Annotated in this window: 14 protein-coding genes and 3 rRNA genes; 10 read left to right on the top strand and 7 right to left on the bottom strand. The window is 64.8% G+C overall.

What is annotated here, in order from left to right; translation table 11 throughout:
• The first annotated feature begins 11 nt into the window (after nucleotides 1-11).
• Both argH and AB0L70_RS18760 read left to right on the top strand, forming a co-directional pair.
• On the top strand, nucleotides 12-1,415 hold the full coding sequence (argH, locus tag AB0L70_RS18765; RefSeq protein WP_363685581.1) for an argininosuccinate lyase: 1,404 nt from the start codon (nucleotides 12-14) through the stop codon (nucleotides 1,413-1,415).
• A gap of 22 nt (nucleotides 1,416-1,437) precedes the next feature.
• Nucleotides 1,438-2,112 carry a DNA-3-methyladenine glycosylase gene (locus AB0L70_RS18760; protein ID WP_363685579.1) on the top strand — a complete coding sequence of 225 codons (675 nt, stop codon included), beginning with the start codon at nucleotides 1,438-1,440 and terminating at the stop codon, nucleotides 2,110-2,112.
• Here the strand turns inward: AB0L70_RS18760 and AB0L70_RS18755 are convergent.
• Nucleotides 2,109-3,062 carry an LLM class flavin-dependent oxidoreductase gene (locus AB0L70_RS18755; protein ID WP_363685577.1) on the bottom strand — a complete coding sequence of 318 codons (954 nt, stop codon included), beginning with the start codon at nucleotides 3,060-3,062 and terminating at the stop codon, nucleotides 2,109-2,111. The genes AB0L70_RS18760 and AB0L70_RS18755 overlap by 4 nt on opposite strands.
• Before the next feature lie 109 nt (nucleotides 3,063-3,171).
• Here AB0L70_RS18755 and AB0L70_RS18750 point away from each other — a divergent pair, with 109 nt between their 5' ends.
• From AB0L70_RS18750 to rrf, 5 genes are all read left to right on the top strand, one after another.
• Nucleotides 3,172-4,209, top strand: coding sequence for a phosphatase domain-containing protein (locus tag AB0L70_RS18750; protein ID WP_363685575.1), 1,038 nt, complete (start codon nucleotides 3,172-3,174; stop codon nucleotides 4,207-4,209).
• Nucleotides 4,210-4,268: 59 nt separating this feature from the next.
• Nucleotides 4,269-5,573 (top strand): tyrosine--tRNA ligase, encoded by a 1,305-nt coding sequence (gene tyrS / locus AB0L70_RS18745; protein WP_363685573.1) that lies wholly within the window; start codon nucleotides 4,269-4,271, stop codon nucleotides 5,571-5,573.
• A gap of 590 nt (nucleotides 5,574-6,163) precedes the next feature.
• Nucleotides 6,164-7,683: ribosomal RNA gene (locus AB0L70_RS18740) — 16S ribosomal RNA — on the top strand.
• 490 nt (nucleotides 7,684-8,173) lie between these two features.
• Nucleotides 8,174-11,300: ribosomal RNA gene (locus tag AB0L70_RS18735) — 23S ribosomal RNA — on the top strand.
• A 162-nt stretch (nucleotides 11,301-11,462) separates the two neighbouring features.
• Nucleotides 11,463-11,580: ribosomal RNA gene (gene rrf, locus AB0L70_RS18730) — 5S ribosomal RNA — on the top strand.
• The 16S, 23S and 5S rRNA genes sit together here, the layout of an rRNA operon.
• A 62-nt stretch (nucleotides 11,581-11,642) precedes the next feature.
• Here the strand turns inward: rrf and AB0L70_RS18725 are convergent.
• Nucleotides 11,643-11,924, bottom strand: coding sequence for a helix-hairpin-helix domain-containing protein (locus tag AB0L70_RS18725; protein ID WP_363685571.1), 282 nt, complete (start codon nucleotides 11,922-11,924; stop codon nucleotides 11,643-11,645).
• Between the two features lie 67 nt (nucleotides 11,925-11,991).
• Between AB0L70_RS18725 and AB0L70_RS18720 the strand changes: the two genes are divergently transcribed.
• Nucleotides 11,992-12,477 carry an AAA family ATPase gene (locus AB0L70_RS18720; RefSeq protein ID WP_363685569.1) on the top strand — a complete coding sequence of 162 codons (486 nt, stop codon included), beginning with the start codon at nucleotides 11,992-11,994 and terminating at the stop codon, nucleotides 12,475-12,477.
• A 27-nt stretch (nucleotides 12,478-12,504) separates the two neighbouring features.
• Here the strand turns inward: AB0L70_RS18720 and AB0L70_RS18715 are convergent, their stop codons facing one another.
• The 5 genes from AB0L70_RS18715 to AB0L70_RS18695 all read right to left on the bottom strand — a co-directional run bounded on the left by AB0L70_RS18715 (nucleotide 12,505) and on the right by AB0L70_RS18695 (nucleotide 19,252).
• The gene (locus AB0L70_RS18715; RefSeq protein WP_363685567.1) at nucleotides 12,505-13,155 is read right to left on the bottom strand and encodes a hypothetical protein; all 651 of its coding nucleotides are present in this window, start codon (nucleotides 13,153-13,155) and stop codon (nucleotides 12,505-12,507) included.
• A gap of 239 nt (nucleotides 13,156-13,394) precedes the next feature.
• Nucleotides 13,395-16,517 carry a chromosome segregation ATPase gene (locus AB0L70_RS18710; RefSeq protein WP_363685565.1) on the bottom strand — a complete coding sequence of 1,041 codons (3,123 nt, stop codon included), beginning with the start codon at nucleotides 16,515-16,517 and terminating at the stop codon, nucleotides 13,395-13,397.
• Entirely contained in the window at nucleotides 16,514-17,188 is a 675-nt protein-coding gene (locus AB0L70_RS18705) for a hypothetical protein (protein WP_363685563.1), read from the bottom strand. Before AB0L70_RS18705 ends, AB0L70_RS18710 begins: the two co-directional genes overlap by 4 nt.
• On the bottom strand, nucleotides 17,181-18,065 hold the full coding sequence (locus AB0L70_RS18700; RefSeq protein WP_363685561.1) for a hypothetical protein: 885 nt from the start codon (nucleotides 18,063-18,065) through the stop codon (nucleotides 17,181-17,183). Before AB0L70_RS18700 ends, AB0L70_RS18705 begins: the two co-directional genes overlap by 8 nt.
• Complete coding sequence (locus tag AB0L70_RS18695; protein ID WP_363685559.1) at nucleotides 18,062-19,252, bottom strand: hypothetical protein; 1,191 nt, start codon at nucleotides 19,250-19,252, stop codon at nucleotides 18,062-18,064. Before AB0L70_RS18695 ends, AB0L70_RS18700 begins: the two co-directional genes overlap by 4 nt.
• A 302-nt stretch (nucleotides 19,253-19,554) precedes the next feature.
• On the opposite strand from AB0L70_RS18695, the gene AB0L70_RS18690 reads away from it, so the two are divergent.
• Complete coding sequence (locus tag AB0L70_RS18690; protein ID WP_363685557.1) at nucleotides 19,555-20,349, top strand: TrmH family RNA methyltransferase; 795 nt, start codon at nucleotides 19,555-19,557, stop codon at nucleotides 20,347-20,349.
• Between the two features lie 49 nt (nucleotides 20,350-20,398).
• Nucleotides 20,399-21,379: an SGNH/GDSL hydrolase family protein gene (locus AB0L70_RS18685; protein WP_363685555.1), complete on the top strand. Its 981-nt coding sequence runs from the start codon at nucleotides 20,399-20,401 to the stop codon at nucleotides 21,377-21,379.
• Nucleotides 21,380-21,387: the final 8 nt, after the last annotated feature.

The raw sequence follows: 21,387 nt of genomic DNA, 5'->3' as shown, positions 1-21,387 counted from the left end.
AACTGAGACACATGAGTACGGGAGACAAGGCTGCCCTGTGGGGCGGCCGGTTCGCGGGCGGGCCGGCGGATGCACTGGCGGCGCTGAGCAAGTCGACACAGTTCGACTGGCGACTGGCGCCGTACGACATCGCTGGGTCGAAGGCGCACGCCAAGGTGCTGCACCGCGCGGGGCTGCTGACGGACGAGGATCTGACCAAGATGCTCGCCGGGCTCGACCAGTTGCTGGACGACGTCCTGGCCGGACGTTTCCTGCCGGCGCTCGAGGACGAGGACGTACACACCTCACTGGAGCGCGGTCTGCTCGAACTGCTCGGCGCCGAGCTGGGTGGCCGGCTGCGGGCCGGACGGTCCCGGAACGACCAGGTCGCCACGCTGTTCAAGGGCTACCTGCGTGAGCACGGCCGGATCATCAGCAAGTTGGTGTTGGAGCAGGTGAACACGCTCGCCGAGCAGGCCGAGAAGCACCTCGGCGTCGCGATGCCGGGCCGGACCCACCTGCAACACGCGCAGCCGGTGCTGCTCTCGCATCATCTGCTCGCGCACGCCTGGCCGCTCATCCGTGATCTCGACCGCCTCGCCGACTGGGACGCCCGCGTCGCCGCGGACTCGCCGTACGGATCGGGTGCGTTGGCCGGCAGCTCGCTCGGGCTCGACCCGCAGTTCGTGGCAACCGAGCTCGGCTTCACCAACTCCTCGGCAAACTCGATCGACGGGACGGCGTCGCGTGACTTCGTGGCGGAGTTCGCGTTCGTCACCGCGCAGATCGGGATCGACCTGTCCCGGCAGGCCGAGGAGGTGATCATCTGGGCGACGAAGGAGTTCGGGTTCGTCGAGCTGGACGACGCGTTCTCGACCGGGTCGAGCATCATGCCGCAGAAGAAGAACCCGGATATCGCCGAGCTCGCCCGCGGCAAGGCCGGCCGGCTGATCGGCAACCTGAGCGGCCTGCTCGCGACGCTGAAGGCGCAGCCGCTGGCGTACAACCGGGACCTGCAGGAGGACAAGGAGCCGGTCTTCGACTCCATCGACACGCTCGAGGTCCTGCTCCCCGCGTTCACGGGGATGATCCGGACGCTGCGTTTCAACACCGCGCGGCTGGAGGAGCTGGCTCCGCAGGGCTTCTCGCTCGCGACGGACATCGCCGAGTGGCTGGTGCGGCAGAAGGTCCCGTTCCGGGTCGCGCATGAGCTGGCCGGCGCGTGCGTTCAGGAGTGCGAGAAGCGCGGCATCGAGCTGTGGGACCTCACGGACGAGGACCTGGCGGCGATCTCGCCGTACCTCACTCCGGAGGTCCGCACGGTGCTCACGGTCGAGGGCTCGCTGGCGTCGCGGAACACCCGCGGCGGTACGGCGGTGAACCAGGTGACGGAGCAACTGGCCGAACTGCGTACCCGGGCCGCCACCTTCGCCTGACTGTTCGCTTAGGGTGCTGCGCATGCCTGTGCGTCGCTCGGTTCTCGCGGGTCCCGTCCTCGAGGTGGCTCCGAGCCTGCTCGGCATGGTCGTGCGCAGCACCACCAACGAGGGCACGGTAGCCGTCCGCCTCACAGAGGTCGAGGCGTACGACGGCCCGAACGACCCGGGCTCGCACGCCTATCGCGGCGAGACTCCGCGCAACGCGGTCATGTTCGGCCCGCCCGGCTTCTTGTACGTGTACTTCACCTACGGCATGCACTACTGCATGAACGTGGTGGTCGGGCCCGCCTCGCGTCCATCGGCGGTCCTCCTCCGGGCCGGGGAAGTCATCGAGGGTGTCGAGCTGGCGCGTCTCCGCCGAGGTCAACCCGACACCCCTCAGAAGACCGTCTTCAACCAGGTCAGATCGGGACCGGTCGTGAAGCGGGCAAAGGCCGACCCGGATCGCGATCTGGCGCGCGGCCCGGCCCGCCTGTGTGTTGCCCTCGGCATCGGGCGGGACGGCAACGGCACCGACCTGCTGGCCAAGGGCTCGCCGATCCAGCTCCTCCCCGGTCCAGGCTTCGGTGGCGAGCCGTCCACCGGACCCCGGGTCGGTCTCCGCGAGGCCGCCGACTGGCCGTGGCGCTTCTGGATCCCCGATGACCCGACAGTCTCGCCGTACCGCCCGCACGTCCCGAAGCGTCGCTCCTAACTCCGGCTCTGGGCCAGCTCCAGCACGTAGTCGAGCTGCGGAAGTCCGTGCTCGACCTCGGGGTCCGGGAACAGCCCGATGTGATCGACCCCAGCTGCCTCCAGTGCCTCGATGTGGGCGGCCGCGTCGTCCAGCGTCCCGATCGCCCCGATCTGCGTCCACCAGTCGACCGGCATCCCCACCAGCCCCTCGACACCGGACTGCTCGAACAACTTCTTTAAGTCGTCGAAGAACGGCAAGGCCGTCACACCGGGGTGGTTGTCGTTGATCCGCCACCCCAGCCACGGCGCGGTCCACTCGTACGCCGCCTTGCGGTCACCCCGGACACACATCGCCGTGAAGACCGCGACCACGAACCCCTCCGGTGACCCGGCCAGCTCGACCGACTGACGCACGTACGCCGGCGTTGCGGGCTCCGCGAGTACGACGCCTCCCGCGACCCGCCCGGCGAGCGCCATCGACTTCGGTCCCATCACCCCGAGCAGGATCTTCGGCGGCTCCGCCGGCGGGGCGTCCAGCTTCACGTCCTTGAGGTAGACGGCCTTGCCCTCGAAGTTCACGTTCTCGCCGGCGAGCAGCCGCGTGACGGTTGTGGTGACCTCTTCGAGTGTGGTGAGCGGCGACTTGGGCTTGACGCCCATCTGGCCCATCCACTCCTGCACTCCGTGCCCGATGCCCGGGATGAACCGGCCCGGCCCGAGCGCCTCCAACGTCGCGAACTCCATCGCGGTCACCGCCGCGGTGCGCGCCACCGCGGGCACGATGCCCAGGCCGACCTTCAGCCGCTCGGTTGACGTCAACGCGGCCGACACCAGCGAAGGACCCGCTGTGAAGAAGCAGTCCTCGATGATCCAGAGTTCGTCGGCGCCGCCCTGGTCGAGGCGGCGCGCCACGTCCCTGACGAGGGCGGCGGGGTAGGTGCGGGGGAAGCACATTCCGAGAGCGGTCATGCGAAGACGGTACGGACTCCCGCCGACAGTTCCGGCAGAGGTCGGTAAAGGTGTTCCAACGCCGCGGGGCAGCAGGCGTAGGGGACCTCGGTCCGGGTAGGTTTCCGGTATGGCCCGTCCGCACTATGCGTCCCGTCTCGAGGACTGGTTCAACATCGGGGTAGCGGCGATCCTGCGGCGGCGTGGCTGGCAGGAGCGGATCATCCCGCAGGTCGGTTACGGCACCACGGAGTTCGTCCGGGTGCTGGCCCGTGTCGTACTCGGACGCGACCCGCGCAACCAGCCCAGGTACGACGAGGACCACGTCGTCCGCGGCTGGCGTGTCTTCGTGACGGCGCCCGCGACCAAGGTGCTCGTGACTGTCACGGTGGAAGGGCAGACGTTCAACGCGGTCACTGATCGCGGTGGCTTCATCGACCTCACCATCCCGGTGGTGCTGCCACCGGGGACGCACGAGATCAGTCTCGGCGTACACGGTGAGCGGCATGCGCGAGCGCGGATCTACGTTCCCGACCCGGACGCCACGTTCGGACTGGTCAGCGATATCGACGACACGGTCATCCTGACCATGCTGCCGCGACCCTTCATCGCCGCGTGGAACACGTTCGTCCGCGACGAGCAGGCGCGTCGCGTCGTACCAGGGATGGCAGAGCTGTACGACGAGCTCCTCGCAGACCACCCCGGAGCGCCGATCTTCTACCTGTCCACCGGTGCGTGGAACACGGCTCCCACCCTGACCCGCTTCCTGGCCCGGCACGGGTATCCGGACGGCCCGCTCCTGATGACGGACTGGGGCCCGACCAACACCGGCTGGTTCCGCAGCGGCCAGGAGCACAAGCGGACCGCACTACGCCGGCTGGCCCGGGAGTTCCCGAACGTCCGCTGGGTCCTGATCGGCGACGACGGCCAGCACGACCCCCAGCTGTACGGCGACTTTGCGCAGACCCACCCGGATCACGTCCGGGCCATCGGCATCCGCCAGCTCACGCCGGCCGAGCAGGTGCTGTCCCACGGTCTGCCAGTCCCCAACCCGGACCCGGGTGCTCACGACCCACAGCGGCCGACGGCTGCCACAGTCCAGGGCCCCGACGGCCATGCGCTCCGGCCTCAGCTTCGTGCGGTGCTGACTCGTCCCGAGCCCACCTGAGGCTCGTCGGCGTGAGTACAGGACACTTGTAGCTGACCGACGTACTCGAGGAGAGACAAGTGACCGACAGCGGGACCGCACGCCGCACCCAGGTGCTGGACGACCTGGAGAGCCGTGGCCTGATCGCCCACTCCACCGACCCGGATGCCCTATGGGCGTCCATGGCGGAGGGACCGATCACGTCCTATGTCGGCTTCGACCCCACCGCACCCAGCCTGCACATGGGGAACCTGCTGCAGCTGCTGACGCTGCGACGGCTCCAGCTGGCCGGCCACAACCCCATCGGCCTCGTCGGTGGTGCCACTGGGCTGATCGGTGACCCGAAGGAGACGTCCGAGCGGGTGCTGAACCCGAAGGACGTCGTACACCAGTGGGTCGAGAGAGTGCGCAGTCAGGTGGAGAAGTTCATCGACTTCGACCAGGCGCTGCCGAACCCGGCCAGGATCGTCAACAACTACGACTGGACCAAGGACCTCAACACGCTCGACTTCCTGCGTGACATCGGCAAGCACTTCCCGGTGAATCGGATGCTCGGCCGGGAGGTCGTGAAGGCCCGGTTGGAGCAGGGGATCAGCTACACCGAGTTCAGTTACGTGCTGCTGCAGTCGCTGGACTACCTGGAGCTCTACCGGCGCCACAACTGCACGCTGCAGACAGGCGGCAGTGATCAGTGGGGGAACCTCACCGCCGGTGTTGAGCTGATCCGGCGTGCTGATTCCGGGAAGGCGCATGCACTGGCCACCCCACTGGTGACCAAGGCCGATGGGACCAAGTTCGGGAAGACGGAGTCCGGGTCGGTCTGGCTGGACGCCGAGCTGACCTCGCCGTACGCGTTCTACCAGTTCTGGTTCAACAGCGATGACCGTGACGTGATGCAGCTGGTGCGGTTCTACACGTTCCGTTCTGCTGAGGAGATCGCCGCGCTCGAGCAAGCGACAGCTGAACGTCCACAGGCCCGCGAGGCACAGCGTGTACTCGCGGAAGAGGTGACAACCCTCGTCCATGGTCCGGAGGAGACCCGTCGCGTGCAGGAGGCGTCGAAGGCCCTCTTCGGCCAGGGGGAGCTCGCATCACTGGACGGCTCGACCCTTGTGGCGGCACTGCGTGAAGCACCCCATGTCGAACTAGCCGCCGGCGAACCGATGCCGACGTACGGCGACCTCCTGGTGAAGTCCGGGTTGGTCGCCAGCAAGTCCGCGGCTCGGCGCACGGTGGCCGAGGGCGGTGGGTACCTGAACAACGAGAAGGTGAAGGACCCCGAGTACGTGCCTGGCACGGACGACCTACTGCCTGGGGGAGTGCTGGTCCTGCGGCGCGGGAAGCGTTCTTTTGCAGGGGTTCTGGCGTCTCCGGCACAAGGCTGACGGTCTCGCGGCGGAGCCGGCCGTCAGGTCGGCTCCACTCCCACAGATGGGTTGCCGGGAGCAAATTACAGCCGTGTGATTCAGCCCACCGGGAACCGATTTGACCGGCTACCTGGAAGCCACGTAATGTTCTTCTTGTTGGAGCGAGGCGCGGGACGCGAAAGCGGCCGGTCGCTCCGAACCCCCCAAGGCTAGCTGAGCCGAACCGTGTCGTCTGACCCGGGGCGGTGGCTTGGATGCGGGTGGAAGGTCAGAAAAATTGGGTGTTGACCCGGTCGATCTGGTCGTGTAGGGTACTGCAGGTTGCCCCGGGGTCCTGGCTGAAAAGTCCGGGCGCGGTGTGCGTCCGATTCTTGAGAACTCAACAGCGTGCCGAAAGTCAATGCCGAAATTAGCATTAACCCCGTACACAGGCATGGGCGTTTATCTTCTACCTGGATCTCCTTCGGAGTTTTGGGTGGTGGGTTGTCTATGTTTTGTGTCGGATTCCTTTGAAATATTTTCTGGATTCAAGTCAGTTTGATTTGTTTCTGATGTTCAAAGGATCACTCGATGTGTCGACTCACCGGTTTTCCGGTTTGTCATATTTTTCAACGGAGAGTTTGATCCTGGCTCAGGACGAACGCTGGCGGCGTGCTTAACACATGCAAGTCGAGCGGTAAGGCCCCTTCGGGGGTACACGAGCGGCGAACGGGTGAGTAACACGTGAGCAACCTACCCTCAACTTTGGGATAAGCCTCGGAAACGGGGTCTAATACCGAATATCATCACAGGCTTCATGGTTTGTGGTTGAAAGTTCTGGCGGTTGGGGATGGGCTCGCGGCCTATCAGCTTGTTGGTGGGGTAATGGCCTACCAAGGCTTCGACGGGTAGCCGGCCTGAGAGGGCGACCGGCCACACTGGGACTGAGACACGGCCCAGACTCCTACGGGAGGCAGCAGTGGGGAATATTGCGCAATGGACGGAAGTCTGACGCAGCAACGCCGCGTGAGGGATGACGGCCTTCGGGTTGTAAACCTCTTTCAGCAGGGACGAAGCGAGAGTGACGGTACCTGCAGAAGAAGGACCGGCCAACTACGTGCCAGCAGCCGCGGTAATACGTAGGGTCCGAGCGTTGTCCGGAATTATTGGGCGTAAAGGGCTCGTAGGCGGTTCGTCGCGTCGGGAGTGAAAACTCGGAGCTTAACTCCGAGCCTGCTTCCGATACGGGCAGACTAGAGGTAGGCAGGGGAGAGCGGAACTCCTGGTGTAGCGGTGGAATGCGCAGATATCAGGAAGAACACCGGTGGCGAAGGCGGCTCTCTGGGCCTTACCTGACGCTGAGGAGCGAAAGCGTGGGTAGCGAACAGGATTAGATACCCTGGTAGTCCACGCCGTAAACGTTGGGCGCTAGGTGTGGGGGACATTCCACGTCCTCCGTGCCGCAGCTAACGCATTAAGCGCCCCGCCTGGGGAGTACGGCCGCAAGGCTAAAACTCAAAGGAATTGACGGGGGCCCGCACAAGCGGCGGAGCATGCGGATTAATTCGATGCAACGCGAAGAACCTTACCTGGGTTTGACATATAGGGAAATCCTCCAGAGATGGGGGGTCCGTAAGGGTCCTATACAGGTGGTGCATGGCTGTCGTCAGCTCGTGTCGTGAGATGTTGGGTTAAGTCCCGCAACGAGCGCAACCCTCGTCCTATGTTGCCAGCACGTTATGGTGGGGACTCATAGGAGACTGCCGGGGTCAACTCGGAGGAAGGTGGGGATGACGTCAAGTCATCATGCCCCTTATGTCCAGGGCTTCACGCATGCTACAATGGCCGGTACAAAGGGCTGCGAAACTGCAAAGTGGAGCGAATCCCAAAAAGCCGGTCTCAGTTCGGATTGGGGTCTGCAACTCGACCCCATGAAGTCGGAGTCGCTAGTAATCGCAGATCAGCAACGCTGCGGTGAATACGTTCCCGGGCCTTGTACACACCGCCCGTCACGTCATGAAAGTCGGCAACACCCGAAGCCGGTGGCCTAACCCCTTGTGGGAGGGAGCCGTCGAAGGTGGGGCTGGCGATTAGGACGAAGTCGTAACAAGGTAGCCGTACCGGAAGGTGCGGCTGGATCACCTCCTTTCTAAGGAGCATTCGGCAGGCCACTCGATGAGTGTCCTGTCTATTCATCGTTTCTCAGGCAAACGTCCTGGGGCGATGGTGCTTCGGAATGTGGAACATTGACCATTAGGTCTGGATCTCGTCTGATCGAGCTAGTACTGCTGAACCTCTTCTGGAGGGGAGGCGTGGAACGTGAGTGATGAGGGGTGAATGGCCGAGGCGCGCTGTTGGGTCCTGAGGAATCGGGCTCGGCTTTCTGGACTTTAGGGTCTGGGGGTTGGGACTGGTTTTTCTGGGTCACGATCGCACTGGAGTGTTCTGGTGTGTGGGTGGCTGGGGCCGGCTCTCACCAAACCGTTGGTGTGGGTGTTGTTGTTTGGGTGTTTTGTTTCCCTGGGCTTCGATGCTGGCATGACAGGTGGTGTGGATGGGTTGGTTACTGCCCGTATTTTGAGAACTGTATAGTGGACGCGAGCATCTTTTTGTAGCGTAATTTTGTTTGTTCTTTGTGGTGACAAGCTACTAAGGGCAATCGGTGGATGTCTTGGTACCAAGAGCCGATGAAGGACGTTGGAGCCTGCGATAAGCCCCGGGGAGTTGGCAACCGAGCTGTGATCCGGGGGTGTCCGAATGGGGAAACCCAGCTGGCATTCTAAAGCCAGTTACCAGTGCCTGAACACATAGGGTTCTGGAGGGAACGCGGGGAAGTGAAACATCTCAGTACCCGCAGGAAGAGAAAACAATAGTGATTCCGTGAGTAGTGGCGAGCGAAAGCGGATGAGGCTAAACCATGTGCGTGTGATAGCCGGCGTGCGTTGCGTATATGGGGTTGTGGGAGCATTCGGGTCTTAATGCCGTGAGACCGGAGAGTTATAAATCACTGTTGAAGTCGAATCTTCTGGAATGTTGAGCCGTAGTGGGTTATAGCCCTGTAGGCGTAAGACAGTGACTCTTGAGTGTTTTCCCAAGTAGCACGGGACTCTTGAAATCCCGTGTGAATCTGGCGGGACCACCCGCTAAGCCTAAATACTTCTTGGTGACCGATAGCGGACTAGTACCGTGAGGGAAAGATGAAAAGTACCCCGGGAGGGGAGTGAAATAGTACCTGAAACCGGTTGCCTACAATCCGTCGGAGCATGTTCCTTGTGGATGTGTGACGGCGTGCCTTTTGAAGAATGAGCCTGCGAGTTAGTGGTGTGTGGCGAGGTTAACCCGTGTGGGGTAGCCGTAGCGAAAGCGAGTCTGAATAGGGCGCTTTAGTCGCATGCTCTAGACCCGAAGCGGAGTGATCTATCCATGGGCAGGTTGAAGCGTGGGTAAGACCGCGTGGAGGACCGAACCCACCAGGGTTGAAAACCTGGGGGATGACCTGTGGATAGGGGTGAAAGGCCAATCAAACTCCGTGATAGCTGGTTCTCCCCGAAATGCATATAGGTGCAGCGTCGCGTGTTTCTTACCGGAGGTAGAGCACTGGATGGTCTAGGGGGCTTACCGGCTTACCGAAATCAGCCAAACTCCGAATGCCGGTAAGTGAGAGCGCGGCAGTGAGACTGCGGGGGATAAGCTCCGTAGTCGAGAGGGAAACAGCCCAGATCACCAGCTAAGGCCCCTAAGCGATTGCTAAGTGGAAAAGGATGTGGAGTTGCCCAGACAACCAGGAGGTTGGCTTAGAAGCAGCCACCCTTGAAAGAGTGCGTAATAGCTCACTGGTCAAGTGATTCCGCGCCGACAATGTAGCGGGGCTCAAGCAATCCGCCGAAGCTGTGGCATTCACATATGTACCCGGCACAGACTTGATTTGTGTCCAGGTGTGTGGATGGGTAGGGGAGCGTCGTGCAGCGTGTGAAGCAGCCTAGTGATGGAGTTGTGGATGCTGCACGAGTGAGAATGCAGGCATGAGTAGCGAATGACGGGTGAGAAACCCGTCCGCCGGATGATCAAGGGTTCCAGGGTCAAGCTAATCTGCCCTGGGTAAGTCGGGACCTAAGGCGAGGCCGACAGGCGTAGTCGATGGACAACGGGTTGATATTCCCGTACCGGCATTAACACGACCCGACCGAACCTGCTGATGCTAAGCCAACAAAGCCTTGATGTCTTCGGACGGATTGGTGGAGTTGGTGACCCGAGGTGGTAGTAGGTGCATTGAGGAGTGACGCAGGAGGGTAGTCCAACCGCGGCGATGGTAGGCGTAAGCTGATCCGCGGGCAAGGTGGTAGGGCGAGACATAGGCAAATCCGTGTCTCACAGAGCCTGAGAGCCGAGGCGGACCCGTTTAGGGGAAGTGGATGATCCCATGCTGCCGAGAAAAACTTCGCAGTGAGTGTTAGAGCCGCCCGTACCCCAAACCGACACAGGTGATCAGGTAGAGAATACCAAGGCGATCGAGTGAACCATGGTTAAGGAACTCGGCAAAATGCCCCCGTAACTTCGGGAGAAGGGGGGCCGGATGCGTTAGGCAGTTCTCCTGCCGAAGCGTTGATGGCCGCAGAGACCAGGCCCAAGCGACTGTTTACTAAAAACACAGGTCCGTGCGAAGAAGTAATTCGATGTATACGGACTGACGCCTGCCCGGTGCTGGAACGTTAAGGGGACAGGTTAGTCGGTTTCGGCCGGCGAAGCTTTGAACTTAAGCGCCAGTAAACGGCGGTGGTAACTATAACCATCCTAAGGTAGCGAAATTCCTTGTCGGGTAAGTTCCGACCTGCACGAATGGCGTAACGACTTGGGCGCTGTCTCAACCGTGGACTCGGCGAAATTGCATTACGAGTAAAGATGCTCGTTACGCGCAGCAGGACGGAAAGACCCCGGGACCTTTACTACAACTTGGTATTGGTGGTCGGTACAACTTGTGTAGGATAGGTGGGAGGCTGTGAAGCTCGGACGCCAGTTCGGGTGGAGTCATCGTTGAAATACCACTCTGGTTGTTCTGGCTGTCTAACTTTGGTCCGTTATCCGGATCAGGGACAGTGCCTGGTGGGTAGTTTGACTGGGGCGGTCGCCTCCTAAAAGGTAACGGAGGCGCTCAAAGGTTCCCTCAGCCTGGTTGGCAATCAGGTGTCGAGTGTAAGTGCACAAGGGAGCTTGACTGTGAGACAGACATGTCGAGCAGGGACGAAAGTCGGAACTAGTGATCCGGCGGTGGCATGTGGGAGCACCGTCGCTCAACGGATAAAAGGTACCCCGGGGATAACAGGCTGATCTTCCCCAAGAGTCCATATCGACGGGATGGTTTGGCACCTCGATGTCGGCTCGTCGCATCCTGGGGCTGGAGTAGGTCCCAAGGGTTGGGCTGTTCGCCCATTAAAGCGGCACGCGAGCTGGGTTTAGAACGTCGTGAGACAGTTCGGTCCCTATCCGCTGCGCGCGCAGGAGACTTGAGAAGGGCTGCCCCTAGTACGAGAGGACCGGGGTGGACGAACCTCTGGTGTGCCAGTTGTTCCGCCAGGAGCACGGCTGGTTGGCTACGTTCGGGAGTGATAACCGCTGAAAGCATCTAAGCGGGAAGCACGCTTCAAGATGAGGTCTCCCACCGGGTTAACCGGGTAAGGCCCCCAGTAGACCACTGGGTTGATAGGCCAGAAGTGGAAGCACCGCAAGATGTGGAGCTGACTGGTACTAATAGGCCGAGGGCTTGTCACACACACCCCAACGGGTGTCACAGAGTCTGACATGCTGCGCTACAAGTAACATTGATGTTCGCGTTCACTGTACGGTTCCCGAAATACGGTCAACCCCAGCCTCCACAACCCCACACGGGGGTTGTGTGACTGTGCAGGTGGTTGGTTGATATTTTGATAGAGTTTCGGTGGCCATAGCGTCGGGGAAACACCCAGTCTCCATTCCGAACCTGGAAGTTAAGCCCAACAGCGCCGATGGTACTGCGACCGGGAGGTCGTGGGAGAGTAGGACGCCGCCGGACATTCACACTGTTAAGGGCCACCCCAATGGGGTGGCCCTTAACATTTCTCCTTGCACTTCGAGTCAGTGGACTGTCTCGTTGGCAAGGAGTTTCTTGCGTGTGGGCGTATAGGTCCACCACGGGCGCCCTGGATTGCCGTTCGCCTGGTCTGTGGCGGACATGATCGTGTCCAGGAGACACGGGTCGAGGCGCTGGCCGTCGATGGTGCAGATCGTTTCGTAGAGGTCCACGGGGTCGCGGCCGGCCAACTCGTCGACCTTGGTGATACCCGCACGTTCCAGGTACCGGGCTACTGCTGGACCCACGTTCATGAGACTCGTCAGGTCTGAGGCTGTGGCTTTCATACGCCCATCGTGTCGGACCGCGGTATCCGGCGTCTTGAAGGTTTCGGACACTCCGTAGGGTCTGCGCATGGAACAAGCGGTGATGGCGCTGATCGTCGGGCTGCCCGGGGCGGGGAAGACGACCCTCGCTCGGCAGTTGGAGGACGAACTGAAAGCAATCCGGTTCACGCCAGATGAGTGGATGGACGGACTGTTGGGAGTGAGCGAGGAGGACGGCAAGCGCTGGGTCCTCGAGTCGGAGCTGCTCTGGGGGATCGCTGCCCGCGCGTTGGTACTGGGTACGAGCGCTGTCCTCGACTACGGCTGTTGGTCCGAGGTCGAACGCGACCTGTTCCGAGATCGTGCGCACGAACTGGGCGCCCTGACGCAGATCGTCGTACTGGATTTGCCGTTGGATGAGCTGTGGAAGCGGCTCGACGCGCGGAATGCGGCGTTGCCGGCTGGGACCTTTCGGATCAGTCGGGATGAGTTGGAGGAGTGGGCCGCCAAGTTCGAGGCGCCTAACGATGCAGAGTTGGCGCGGTGGGACCGTCAGATCGTCGTGACCGAGTAGCTCGACCGTCCCCACTGAGGAGGTCGGTCAGGCCTCGGGGGCGATACCGACCAGTGCGGCCGCTGCGCAGATGTGGACCGGGGTCAGGTCGGCGGGGGCTACCGGAGCTTGCAGGAGCGTGCCGCGTTCGAAGGGCGTCAGTCCGATGTCGATGCCATGGGCACCGGCGACCATGCCGCGGACGTACGTGAGCCAGCCCATCATCGGGATACCCCGGCGGAAGACGCCGGCCGCGGCAGCGAGCTCAGTGTCGGCGATGCTGGCCCACTCTGGTTCCCAGATCGTCACGACCGCGCGCAGCACCTGGGCGAACCGCTCCGACTGTGCGAGCGCGTCCTCGTCGCTCCAGTGCAGCGTGAGCTGATCCGAGACCGTGGTGAGCGTCCCGCCCATGGACAGGTCGAACAGCCAGGGCAGTTCGCCCGTGCTCTGCAGATGCAGGCGCGTCGTGCTGGAGCCGTTCGCGAGGACCTTGGTGGTGGCCTCGACCATCTCTTGGAGCGGGTTGGAGCCGTCGGCCTCGAGTACGTGGTAGCCCCAGCGTTCGTCCTGGGTCCAGTTGTGTACGTCGGGGAACGCGACAGCGACCGCGGTCAGGGTACGGCCGACCCGGAGTGCGCGGTGTTCGACAGACTCGTCACGATGGGGCCACTGGGCGCGGAGTAGCCAGGATGCCATTCACGCCCTCCGATCGTGACGCGGCCGGTCCCGCGCTGGAGACGGTACGCCGGAAGTCAAGCGATTGACCAGAGCTCCGCGCACACTGCGTGAGCGAACCGCGGACCGAGCTCGCCAACGGCAGGCAGGTGCGGTGCGGATCTCTGGAGCGTTCACCGGTCCAGTCTGAGGCCCCACGGGCCGCGCGTCTGCACCGGGGTCCGATTTAGGTAATCACCCGGCCAAAGTCTGGACAACTGTCAAGGAGTCAGAGTGGGTGACGCGACGTCCAGAGTTGGGGTCGAGCCTCGGTAGGACGTCAGCCACTCGCGGAGGAGCTCGACGCGGCCGCCGTACTCTTCGTTGCCCTTGACGACGGGTGCCTGGTTGTAGGCCATCGTGTCGGAGCTGCGCCGGAGTTTGACGTACAGCCGGGACGACGCCAGTGCGTAGCGCTCCATGTCGTCCTGCAGCGCGCCGATGACCGTGATGTTGCGGTCGCGGCCGATCTGCTCGAACAGTGCGACGGCCTCTCGGCGGTGCTGCGATCCCAGGTTGCGGCCAAGCTCGTCGAGGATCAGCAGGAGCGGTCGGTCCGAACCGCCAGCGAGCGCGGCTGCGCAGACCAGCTTGACCGCCTTCTCGTCCATCTGGGCGGTGTTGCCCTTCACGTTGAACGCGGAGAACGGCCCGCCCTCCGAACGGCGCCACTTCGGCGTGACCGTCCAGCGCCACGGCTTGTCCGGCTCGGCCGGCGGGTCAGGCTCCGGGAACTCGAGCTTCGCGCCGTACCCGCCGTACTGCTGGTCGAGGCGGTCGAACTCCTGGGAGACCAGCCGCAGGCGCGCCTTGATGCCGTCCGCGAGGGATGCGCGGTGGGCGCGGGCGGTGCTCTCGGCTTCGCCCAGGCCTTCGCGGGCGCGCTCGAGGGCGGCGTTGCGTTCAGCGCGCTGGCTGGCGATCTGCTGTTGCTGCAGGCTGTCGAACGTCTCGTGCTGTGCGAGGTGGCTGCTCAGCGTCCGATGCAATGCCGGGACAAGGCTGACGCGGGCGCCGAGAGTGCCGTTCGTCCAGCCCTCCGGGCCGTTGAGGATCTCCCAGAGCTCGGTCGGGATCTCCTCGCGCGAGCGCGCGTTCGGGAAGCAGCGGCGAATGACATCCTCGAGTTGGGTGCAGGCCTGGTGGTTCCAGTCAGCCGTCGTACGGCGCTGGGCGTCGTCCGGCAGCCCGAGAATGAACGCCTCAGCCTCGCTGGGTGACCCTCCCCAAGCGGTCGTTCGCGTTGTCAGGTCGAGTGAGGTCTGCTCCTCGATCAGCGTGAGCCGGCGAGCTGTCAGGTCGTCGAGCATCCGTTCGTGGTCGCGGCGGGTCGACTCGAGGTTCTTCAGCCGTTCGTCACGGACGAGTTGCTGCCCGGCGGCGGCCTCGGCGGACTCCTTGGCGGCCTGCAGCTCCGGCGCGAGCGAGTCACGGTCGGTCTCGTGCCGGTCGATCTTCTCGCGGAGCGCGAGGATCTGCTCCTGCACCGACTCGGCGTCGGCGAGTGCGCGGGCAGCCGCCGTACGACGTTGGGCTTGGTCGACCCGGGATCGCGCCTGGTCGAGCGCGGCGGAGGCGACAGCTCGCGCCTCGACGGCGGCCTCGACGCGGCGGCGAGCAGCCTCGATCCGTGCGGTGCGGCCGGTCAAGGGCTCGTCGAACTGGCCGACTGCGACGACACCGGCGACGTCGTCGATGTTGTCCTTGGTCGCGCGTTCACCGATCACGGAGAAGAAGGCGTCCAGCTTGAAGCGCTTGTCGGCGGACTTCGGTCCACCGCGCAGCCCCTTGCCGGCGCCCGGCCGGTTCGCGAGCACCAGCAGGAATCCGGCGTACCCGGCATCGGCCAGGGCAGTCGAGGCGACGGTCGCGTCGACGGCGTCGATGACGACTGCCTCGCGGTACGGCGCTAGGCGCGGCTCCCACTCGGTGCGGTCCGAGGACGGCAGCTCGGTGATGTCGGTCAGCGCACCGCACTCGATGCCAGCGTTCTCCAGCACCTGCTGCTGCGGCGCCGACACGGTCTGACCGCTCTCGGCTTCGCGCAACTCAGCCGACGCATGGTCGACCGCGGACCGGGCGAGGTGCTCCCGGCCGATGTGCTCCTCAAGAATCGCGCGCGCCTCGTCTTGCTCCTGAGCCGCGGCGTCCAGGTCGCGTCCGTCGGCCGAGCGGCCCGCCTCGAGCAGCCGGCGATGCTCCTGACCGAGCCGCTCCAACTGCTCTCGCACCGAACGCTGGGCCAGGTCGAGTTCACGGTCGCGCGCGTCGAGCTTGTCGCGCTCCTGCCGGGTCAGCTGAACGTCCCGGAGCAGGACCTCCTCATTGCCAAAGGCATCGATCTCGGTGTCGACGGCCTCGCGCCGGGCCTCCTGCTCGGCCACGCGTTCGTCGAGTACGCCGAGCTCCTGCCGGATCTCGGCGTTCCGCGCCTCGCCATCGATCAGGTGCCGGGCGCAACGGGCCTGCCACGATTCCTTCGCGTCGGCGAGTGCCTCACGGGCCGCGGCACGCTGCAGGATGCCGGCCTCGACCGTCGCCATCTCCTGCTCCCAGCGCTGCAGGTCGGCGGTCGCCTGCTTGGTCGCCTCGCGTTGCGTGTGCTCCGCGGATCGGTGCGCCTGCTCCTGCTCGAGCTCGTGATCGAGGCCGGTCAGGGTGGCGATCGCGTTGAAGATGCGGGCCGGGCCGAGTTCGTTGAGCGGTTCGGCGAGGAGGTTGGCGGTCGGGCTGGATCGCACCGACGTCGACAAGAACGAGACGCAGCGGACCTGACCGCCGTACAAGACTGTGGACAGCTTGTTGGCGTGGAAGTCGGTGCGGCCGTTCGAATGCGGGAGGGCGGCCCAGAGGGCGTCGGCGCCGGCGGCGCGTTCGGCTTCGGTGGCGCCGTACGGGACGTGCAGGCCGCTCTTCCAGCGCAGGTCGATGTACGACGCTTTGCGGTTGATGCGGATCCAGACTGTGATCGCGGCCGCTTCGATCTCGGCCAGGTCGGTCAGGTCGGGGTCGGAGAAGACGCCGACGATGTAGCCGCGGTCGACGTTCGACCAGTTGCCTTCCTGGCCGGCTGCTTCGGCGGTGAAGAGGAGCTCGGCTGCGCCGGGAGCGCCGCTGGTCAGGCGCCATTGGTCGTCGGCGTGCAGGAGGCTGAGGGCTGCGATCCAGGAGGACTTGCCGGCGCCGTTCGAGTCTGTCGGGCCTTGGCCGGCGACTGTGACGAGGCCCTGGCCGACCATCGGGATCGGGTGCGTCGAGAGGCGGGACAGGTCGACGACCTGGACGCCGAGCAGCACCTTGGACCCGAGGATGTCGAACGGACCGTCCTCTACACCGCTGCTCATGCGACTCCTTCTTCCGTGGTGCTGTCATCCGTAATGCTGGGGGTGCCGGCGCGGGCTCGGATTGCTTCGGCGATCGGGCTCGCGGGGGCGGCGGCGAGGATCAGTTGGTCTTGCAGTCGGCGGCGGGCGGCTGGGGTGAGCCGCTGGAGTTGTGGACCGGGGATGTAGCTCGGGCCGCCGGAATGGTCTCCGGAGAGTTGGATCAGGCCGGCTGCGCGGAGGCGTTGGAGGGCGAGGCGACGTTCCTCGCCGCTGATCCGAGTGGTGCGTAGCTCGTCGACGGTGGTGGGGCGGGCTGACTTCCAGCTGTCGCCCGTCAGGATCCCTTCGCTGCGGGGGATCGCGACGGAGTGGATCAGGACTAGGACCAATACGGCGCGATCGATGACGGAGAGGGGTTGCCAGCCTTGGGTGGTGAGGGTCGCGGCGACGTCGTCGGCGTACCCGGCGGTCCAGTGGGTGCCGTCGACGTGGACCAGGGTGCGGCCGATGAGTTTCAGCATCTTCTGGACATGTCGGCGAAGCGTTACGTCCCTTAGGCCGGCTAGTTGGACTTCGGCTACCGGGTGGGCGGCGTATTGGACGGCGCTGAACGCGGCCAGTACTTCGTCGCGGGAGCGGTCGCTCAGATCCTGCAACAACGGATCAAACAACACGTGCAGATCACTCATCAGATGCTCCCGTACGCCGTTCTCCCGCCAGACCGCCATCCGCCAGACCCTCGCCCGTGGGGTCAGAGGAGATGGAGGAGGAGTTGCCGTCCGTGGGGGCAGAGGAGGTGGAGGACGAGTCCGCAGCGCGATCCGTCGGGCTCTCGTCCGTGGGGTCAGAGCCGGCCGTGTCCGCAGCGCGATCCGTCGGGTTGTCGTCCGTGGGACTGGAGGAGATAGGAGTGGGGTCTGCCGCGAGATCAGTTGGGCCGGGGTCCGTGTCCTCGCCATCCGAGTCGCTGGGGAGCGCCTCTGCGGGTAGTTCTGGGGTGGGGGTGGTTAGGACTGGTGGGGGTGGGTCTGGGAGGTGGCGGCAGAGGTCTCGGAGGGTGGCTTGGTCGGTGGGGGTCCAGGTGACTACTCGGGGGCCCAGGCGGACTTCGGCGGCCTTTTCGTTCCAGAGGAGCCAGTGGGTGGCGTGGAGGCGGCGGAGGCTGCCGATGATCAGGGTGAGATCGCTGGACTGTTCGGGGCGGCCGCGCATACCGGCGTACACGGATCTGATCTGGGCGAGCGTGCCCGTCGTACCGGGCCACGCGGGACCGCTGCGGTCGGTCCAGCAGCAGGCGACGCAGATCGCGAGTACGCGGGCGGTCTCGTTCGGCTGCTCGACGGCGACCGGGGGAGTGCCGAGCTCCTCCAGGACGGTGTGCCCGGCTCCGGTCGGCAGCGTCGGCACGAGCCAGACCGTCGAACCGTCCGGCGAAGTGGCCCTCGTCAGGCCGGCGACAGCGGGCGTGTCCGGCTCGACCTCGAGCGGACCGGCGGACTGCACCTTCGCCCACCACAGCGCGTTGTAGAGCCGCCGCTCGACGGCCTCCGATGGCGGCGTACTCATGACACCACCCGCCGGAAGACGCCCTCGGTTGCCCAAGGGGTGCCTGCGTTGGGGTCGATCCGCATCCCGTCCGACCACACCAGCTCGTACTCGAGCTCATCGTGCAAATGAGCCGCAGTCAGCTCGGCCAGGACGCGGCGGGCCGTGATCCAGTCGCCCGCGTCGTCGATGACCTCGACCACGTCGACGGATGCCCGCCCGGCCAGCACCCGCTCGGCCTCCGCACGGAGCTCTTCCCGATCCGTCGCGGCAGCTGATTCCGGTGCGTCGACGTCCCCGGTCGGTCGCGGCGGCGCCATCCGGGCGGTCCCAGTACGCCGTCCTGTCTCGACGGCCTCGACCATCGTCTGAGGTGAGAAGTCTGGCGCCGCAGCATCGAACAGCAACCCATCCAGTACGCCGGCCAGGACCTCCGGCGAGCTGCTCCGGGTGAACGTCAGCCACGTCTCGATCGGCAGCAGTCCGAGCGCGCGCGTCGTACCAGCTCGCTCCACCAGTCGACCAGCCGCCAGCTGCACGGCATCGGCGTACGCCGCCAATGCCATCCGCAGCGAAGTACACGCGCGATGCAGCCCAGGCCATCGGTCCAGCACGATCCGGTGGACCTTCTCGGCCTGCTCGATCAGGCGCTCGTTGCCCCAGGCGAGCTGGGCGTTCTCCCGGAGCTGGGCGGTGGTGCTGGTCGAGACGAGGATGGCGAGCTCGTTCCCGAGCAGGCGGAACACCTTCGTCAACCGCTCGATGGACGCGAGGCCGTTGTCCTCGGTCGCCTTCGGATCACTGACGCTGTGCGCCTCCAGCGTGAGCAGCTGGTGCAGCTCGCCCTGACCGCCCTGCACGGACATCCGGCGCAGGAACATCAGCATCACGTACGGCGCGAACGCGGCGCGGTGACGCAGTTCGTTCGGCCGGTCGACGAGTTTGGTGATGGCGCCGTACTGACGCAGTACGTCGAAGCGCCGGACGATCACGTCGTGGGGATAGGTGCGGCAGGCGAGCGTGGCTTGTTCGACCGTGAGGCCGTCGCTGCCGGCCTCGGCGAAGGCGTCCAGGATCGCCTGGTCCACGTCGAGTAAGTCGGGGTCGACGATCATCGCGCCGGCTTCGCGGGCGAGCACGGCGAAGACCTGGCGATAGACACGCAGCACGGCCGCTTCGGCCTCGGCGTCGAGCAGTGTCGCGTCCATCCGTACTCCCTCCCGTGTGATAGCGCGCGGCTACCAGAGAAAGGACTCTAACCACCCGCTCCCACAACCCAAAACCCACCTGCCGCGAACCTGTGGACAACCTCAGGCGGGCTCGGTGGAAAACCAGATGCAGAGGGTCGGACGGGTGCTTACCATCCGAGATGTGATGAGAATCCTTGGCTGACGCGGTCACTAAAGACCGCGTCAGTACCACGTCGCCTTAGGGCGTTCGCAACGCCGGTGTGGACCCGCTACAGGGTCCCCGGTGCGCTTGCTGATTCTCTCCTTTCGGAGCTTTGCACATGACCGTGCATGACGCGCGCCCCATCGGTGCGCAACACCCCTGTGTCCGCGACCTGCTCACCGTCCGCAAGGACGCCTCACCCGGCCGGATCATGGTCGAGGGCAGCTGGGAACACGATCGCCTACTCGCCACCCAGACCACCATCGACGCCTTCTTCTGGTGTCCCGAGGCCGGTACGACGGACGCGGTACACCGGATCGCGGCACGCGCCGCCGAGGTGTATCGCATCTCGGAGAAGCTGCTCGCCCGGCTCTCCCGCAAGACCCGCCCCGACGGGCTGATCTCGATCGCCAGGCTGCCGGTGTGGAAGCCGCAGGCGTTCGAGTTCACCAACCGATCCCTGGTCCTCGTCGCGGACGGAGTCGAGTACGCCGGGAACCTCGGCACTCTGATCCGTACCGCCGACGCCGCCAACGCAGACTGCCTCGTCCTCACCAGCAGGCGAGCCCGCCCCAGCCACCCCGCCGTGTACTCCGCCAGCCGTGGGACCGTCCTGTCCACACCGGTCCTGGAGTTCGACGACATCGCGGCCGCCGCGGAGTGGTTGCGCGACCACAACTTCCGCGTCCACCTCGCCGACCCGGCGGCGACCGGGAGCTACCGGGTGCCGCAGTACGACGGACCGACCGCTTTCGTGGTCGGTTCGGAAGGTATGGGCCTGTCGCGCGAATGGCATGAGCAGGGTTTCGGCGCGGTGTCGATCCCGATGCTCGGGCAGGCGGACTCGCTCAACGTCGCGCTGTCGGCCGGCATCCTGCTGTTCGAAGCGCGGGCTCGGAAGGAAGGCTGGTGAGCGGCCAGGCAGAATTGCGTCTGCCGCCATAGACACGAGGAGTGAGCCAGTGCCGTTCGAACCAGGCGAGGTCGTCGCCCCGTCAGATCCACGCATCGTCCTGGAGGGACAGTGGGGTCAGCAGCCCGGAGTGGCGATCACCGTCAACTCCGGGTCGCGGATCTCGTTCTCGTTCGCGGGCGAACGGCTCCAGCTCCTCTTCGACACCGACGGCCTCACCGTCGCGCCGCACCTGTGGGTCACGGTCGACGACGGTGAGCCCGAGCTTCAGCTGCTCGACGCCCCCGTGATCGAGCTGTCCGCGCCGACCGGGCAGCACAGGGTCGAGGTCGTGGTGAAGGACGTGAACGAGCACGCCAATCGGTGGAACCCGCCGTTCGAGTGTGCGGTCGTGTTCGCCGGGCTCGTGCTCGACGTGAACTCGCGGCTGCGGCTGAGCGGTCGCCCGGGCGGTCCGCGGATCGAGTTCTACGGCGACTCGATCACGCAGGGCGTGCGGTCGCTGAGCTCGCACTCGGAGTCGGAGGGCGCTGACGGTACGACGACGTACGCCTATCTGACCGCCCGCGCGTTCGGGGCGACGTCGTACCAGGTCGGCTTCGGGAGCCAGGGGATCAGCAAGCCGGGCAACGGCGAGGTGCCGGCAGGGGTCGAGTCGTTCGGCTGGAACTTCGCCGGCTCGCTCGCCGAACGCGTCGAGCCGTCCGACGTCGTCGTGATCAACCTCGGCGTGAACGACCCGACCCTCGAGGCCGAGGAGTACGCCGGATACGTCAGGCGGGTGCGATCGGCGTACCCGGAGTCGACGCTTGTGGCGCTCACCCCGTTCAACGGCAAGCACGCCGACACGATCGAGGCCGCGGTCAAGTCCCTCGACGACCCGAACCTCGTCTACCTCGACTCCACCGGCTGGATCACCGAAGACGACTGCACCGATCTCGTCCACCCCAGCGTCGCCGGGCACGCGAAGATCGCCGAGCACCTCATCCCGGCGCTGGAATCCCACACGTCATTGCGCCGCCGAACATGACATTCGCG

The sequence above is a fragment of the Kribbella sp. NPDC051952 genome (assembly GCF_040680855.1).
Lineage (GTDB): Bacteria > Actinomycetota > Actinomycetes > Propionibacteriales > Kribbellaceae > Kribbella.
Note: the sequence above shows the minus strand (reverse complement) of the source record. Positions and strands in the feature narration are given on the sequence as shown.

What these genes read in the sequence shown, in the direction of transcription:
- argH (WP_363685581.1), top strand. Translation starts at nt 12, where the DNA reads ATGAGTACGGGAGACAAGGCTGCCCTGTGGGGCGGCCGGTTCGCGGGC.
- AB0L70_RS18760 (WP_363685579.1), top strand. Translation starts at nt 1,438, where the DNA reads ATGCCTGTGCGTCGCTCGGTTCTCGCGGGTCCCGTCCTCGAGGTGGCT.
- AB0L70_RS18755 (WP_363685577.1), bottom strand. Translation starts at nt 3,062, where the DNA reads ATGACCGCTCTCGGAATGTGCTTCCCCCGCACCTACCCCGCCGCCCTC.
- AB0L70_RS18750 (WP_363685575.1), top strand. Translation starts at nt 3,172, where the DNA reads ATGGCCCGTCCGCACTATGCGTCCCGTCTCGAGGACTGGTTCAACATC.
- AB0L70_RS18725 (WP_363685571.1), bottom strand. Translation starts at nt 11,924, where the DNA reads ATGAAAGCCACAGCCTCAGACCTGACGAGTCTCATGAACGTGGGTCCA.
- AB0L70_RS18720 (WP_363685569.1), top strand. Translation starts at nt 11,992, where the DNA reads ATGGAACAAGCGGTGATGGCGCTGATCGTCGGGCTGCCCGGGGCGGGG.
- AB0L70_RS18715 (WP_363685567.1), bottom strand. Translation starts at nt 13,155, where the DNA reads ATGGCATCCTGGCTACTCCGCGCCCAGTGGCCCCATCGTGACGAGTCT.
- AB0L70_RS18710 (WP_363685565.1), bottom strand. Translation starts at nt 16,517, where the DNA reads ATGAGCAGCGGTGTAGAGGACGGTCCGTTCGACATCCTCGGGTCCAAG.
- AB0L70_RS18705 (WP_363685563.1), bottom strand. Translation starts at nt 17,188, where the DNA reads ATGAGTGATCTGCACGTGTTGTTTGATCCGTTGTTGCAGGATCTGAGC.
- AB0L70_RS18700 (WP_363685561.1), bottom strand. Translation starts at nt 18,065, where the DNA reads ATGAGTACGCCGCCATCGGAGGCCGTCGAGCGGCGGCTCTACAACGCG.
- AB0L70_RS18695 (WP_363685559.1), bottom strand. Translation starts at nt 19,252, where the DNA reads ATGGACGCGACACTGCTCGACGCCGAGGCCGAAGCGGCCGTGCTGCGT.
- AB0L70_RS18690 (WP_363685557.1), top strand. Translation starts at nt 19,555, where the DNA reads ATGACCGTGCATGACGCGCGCCCCATCGGTGCGCAACACCCCTGTGTC.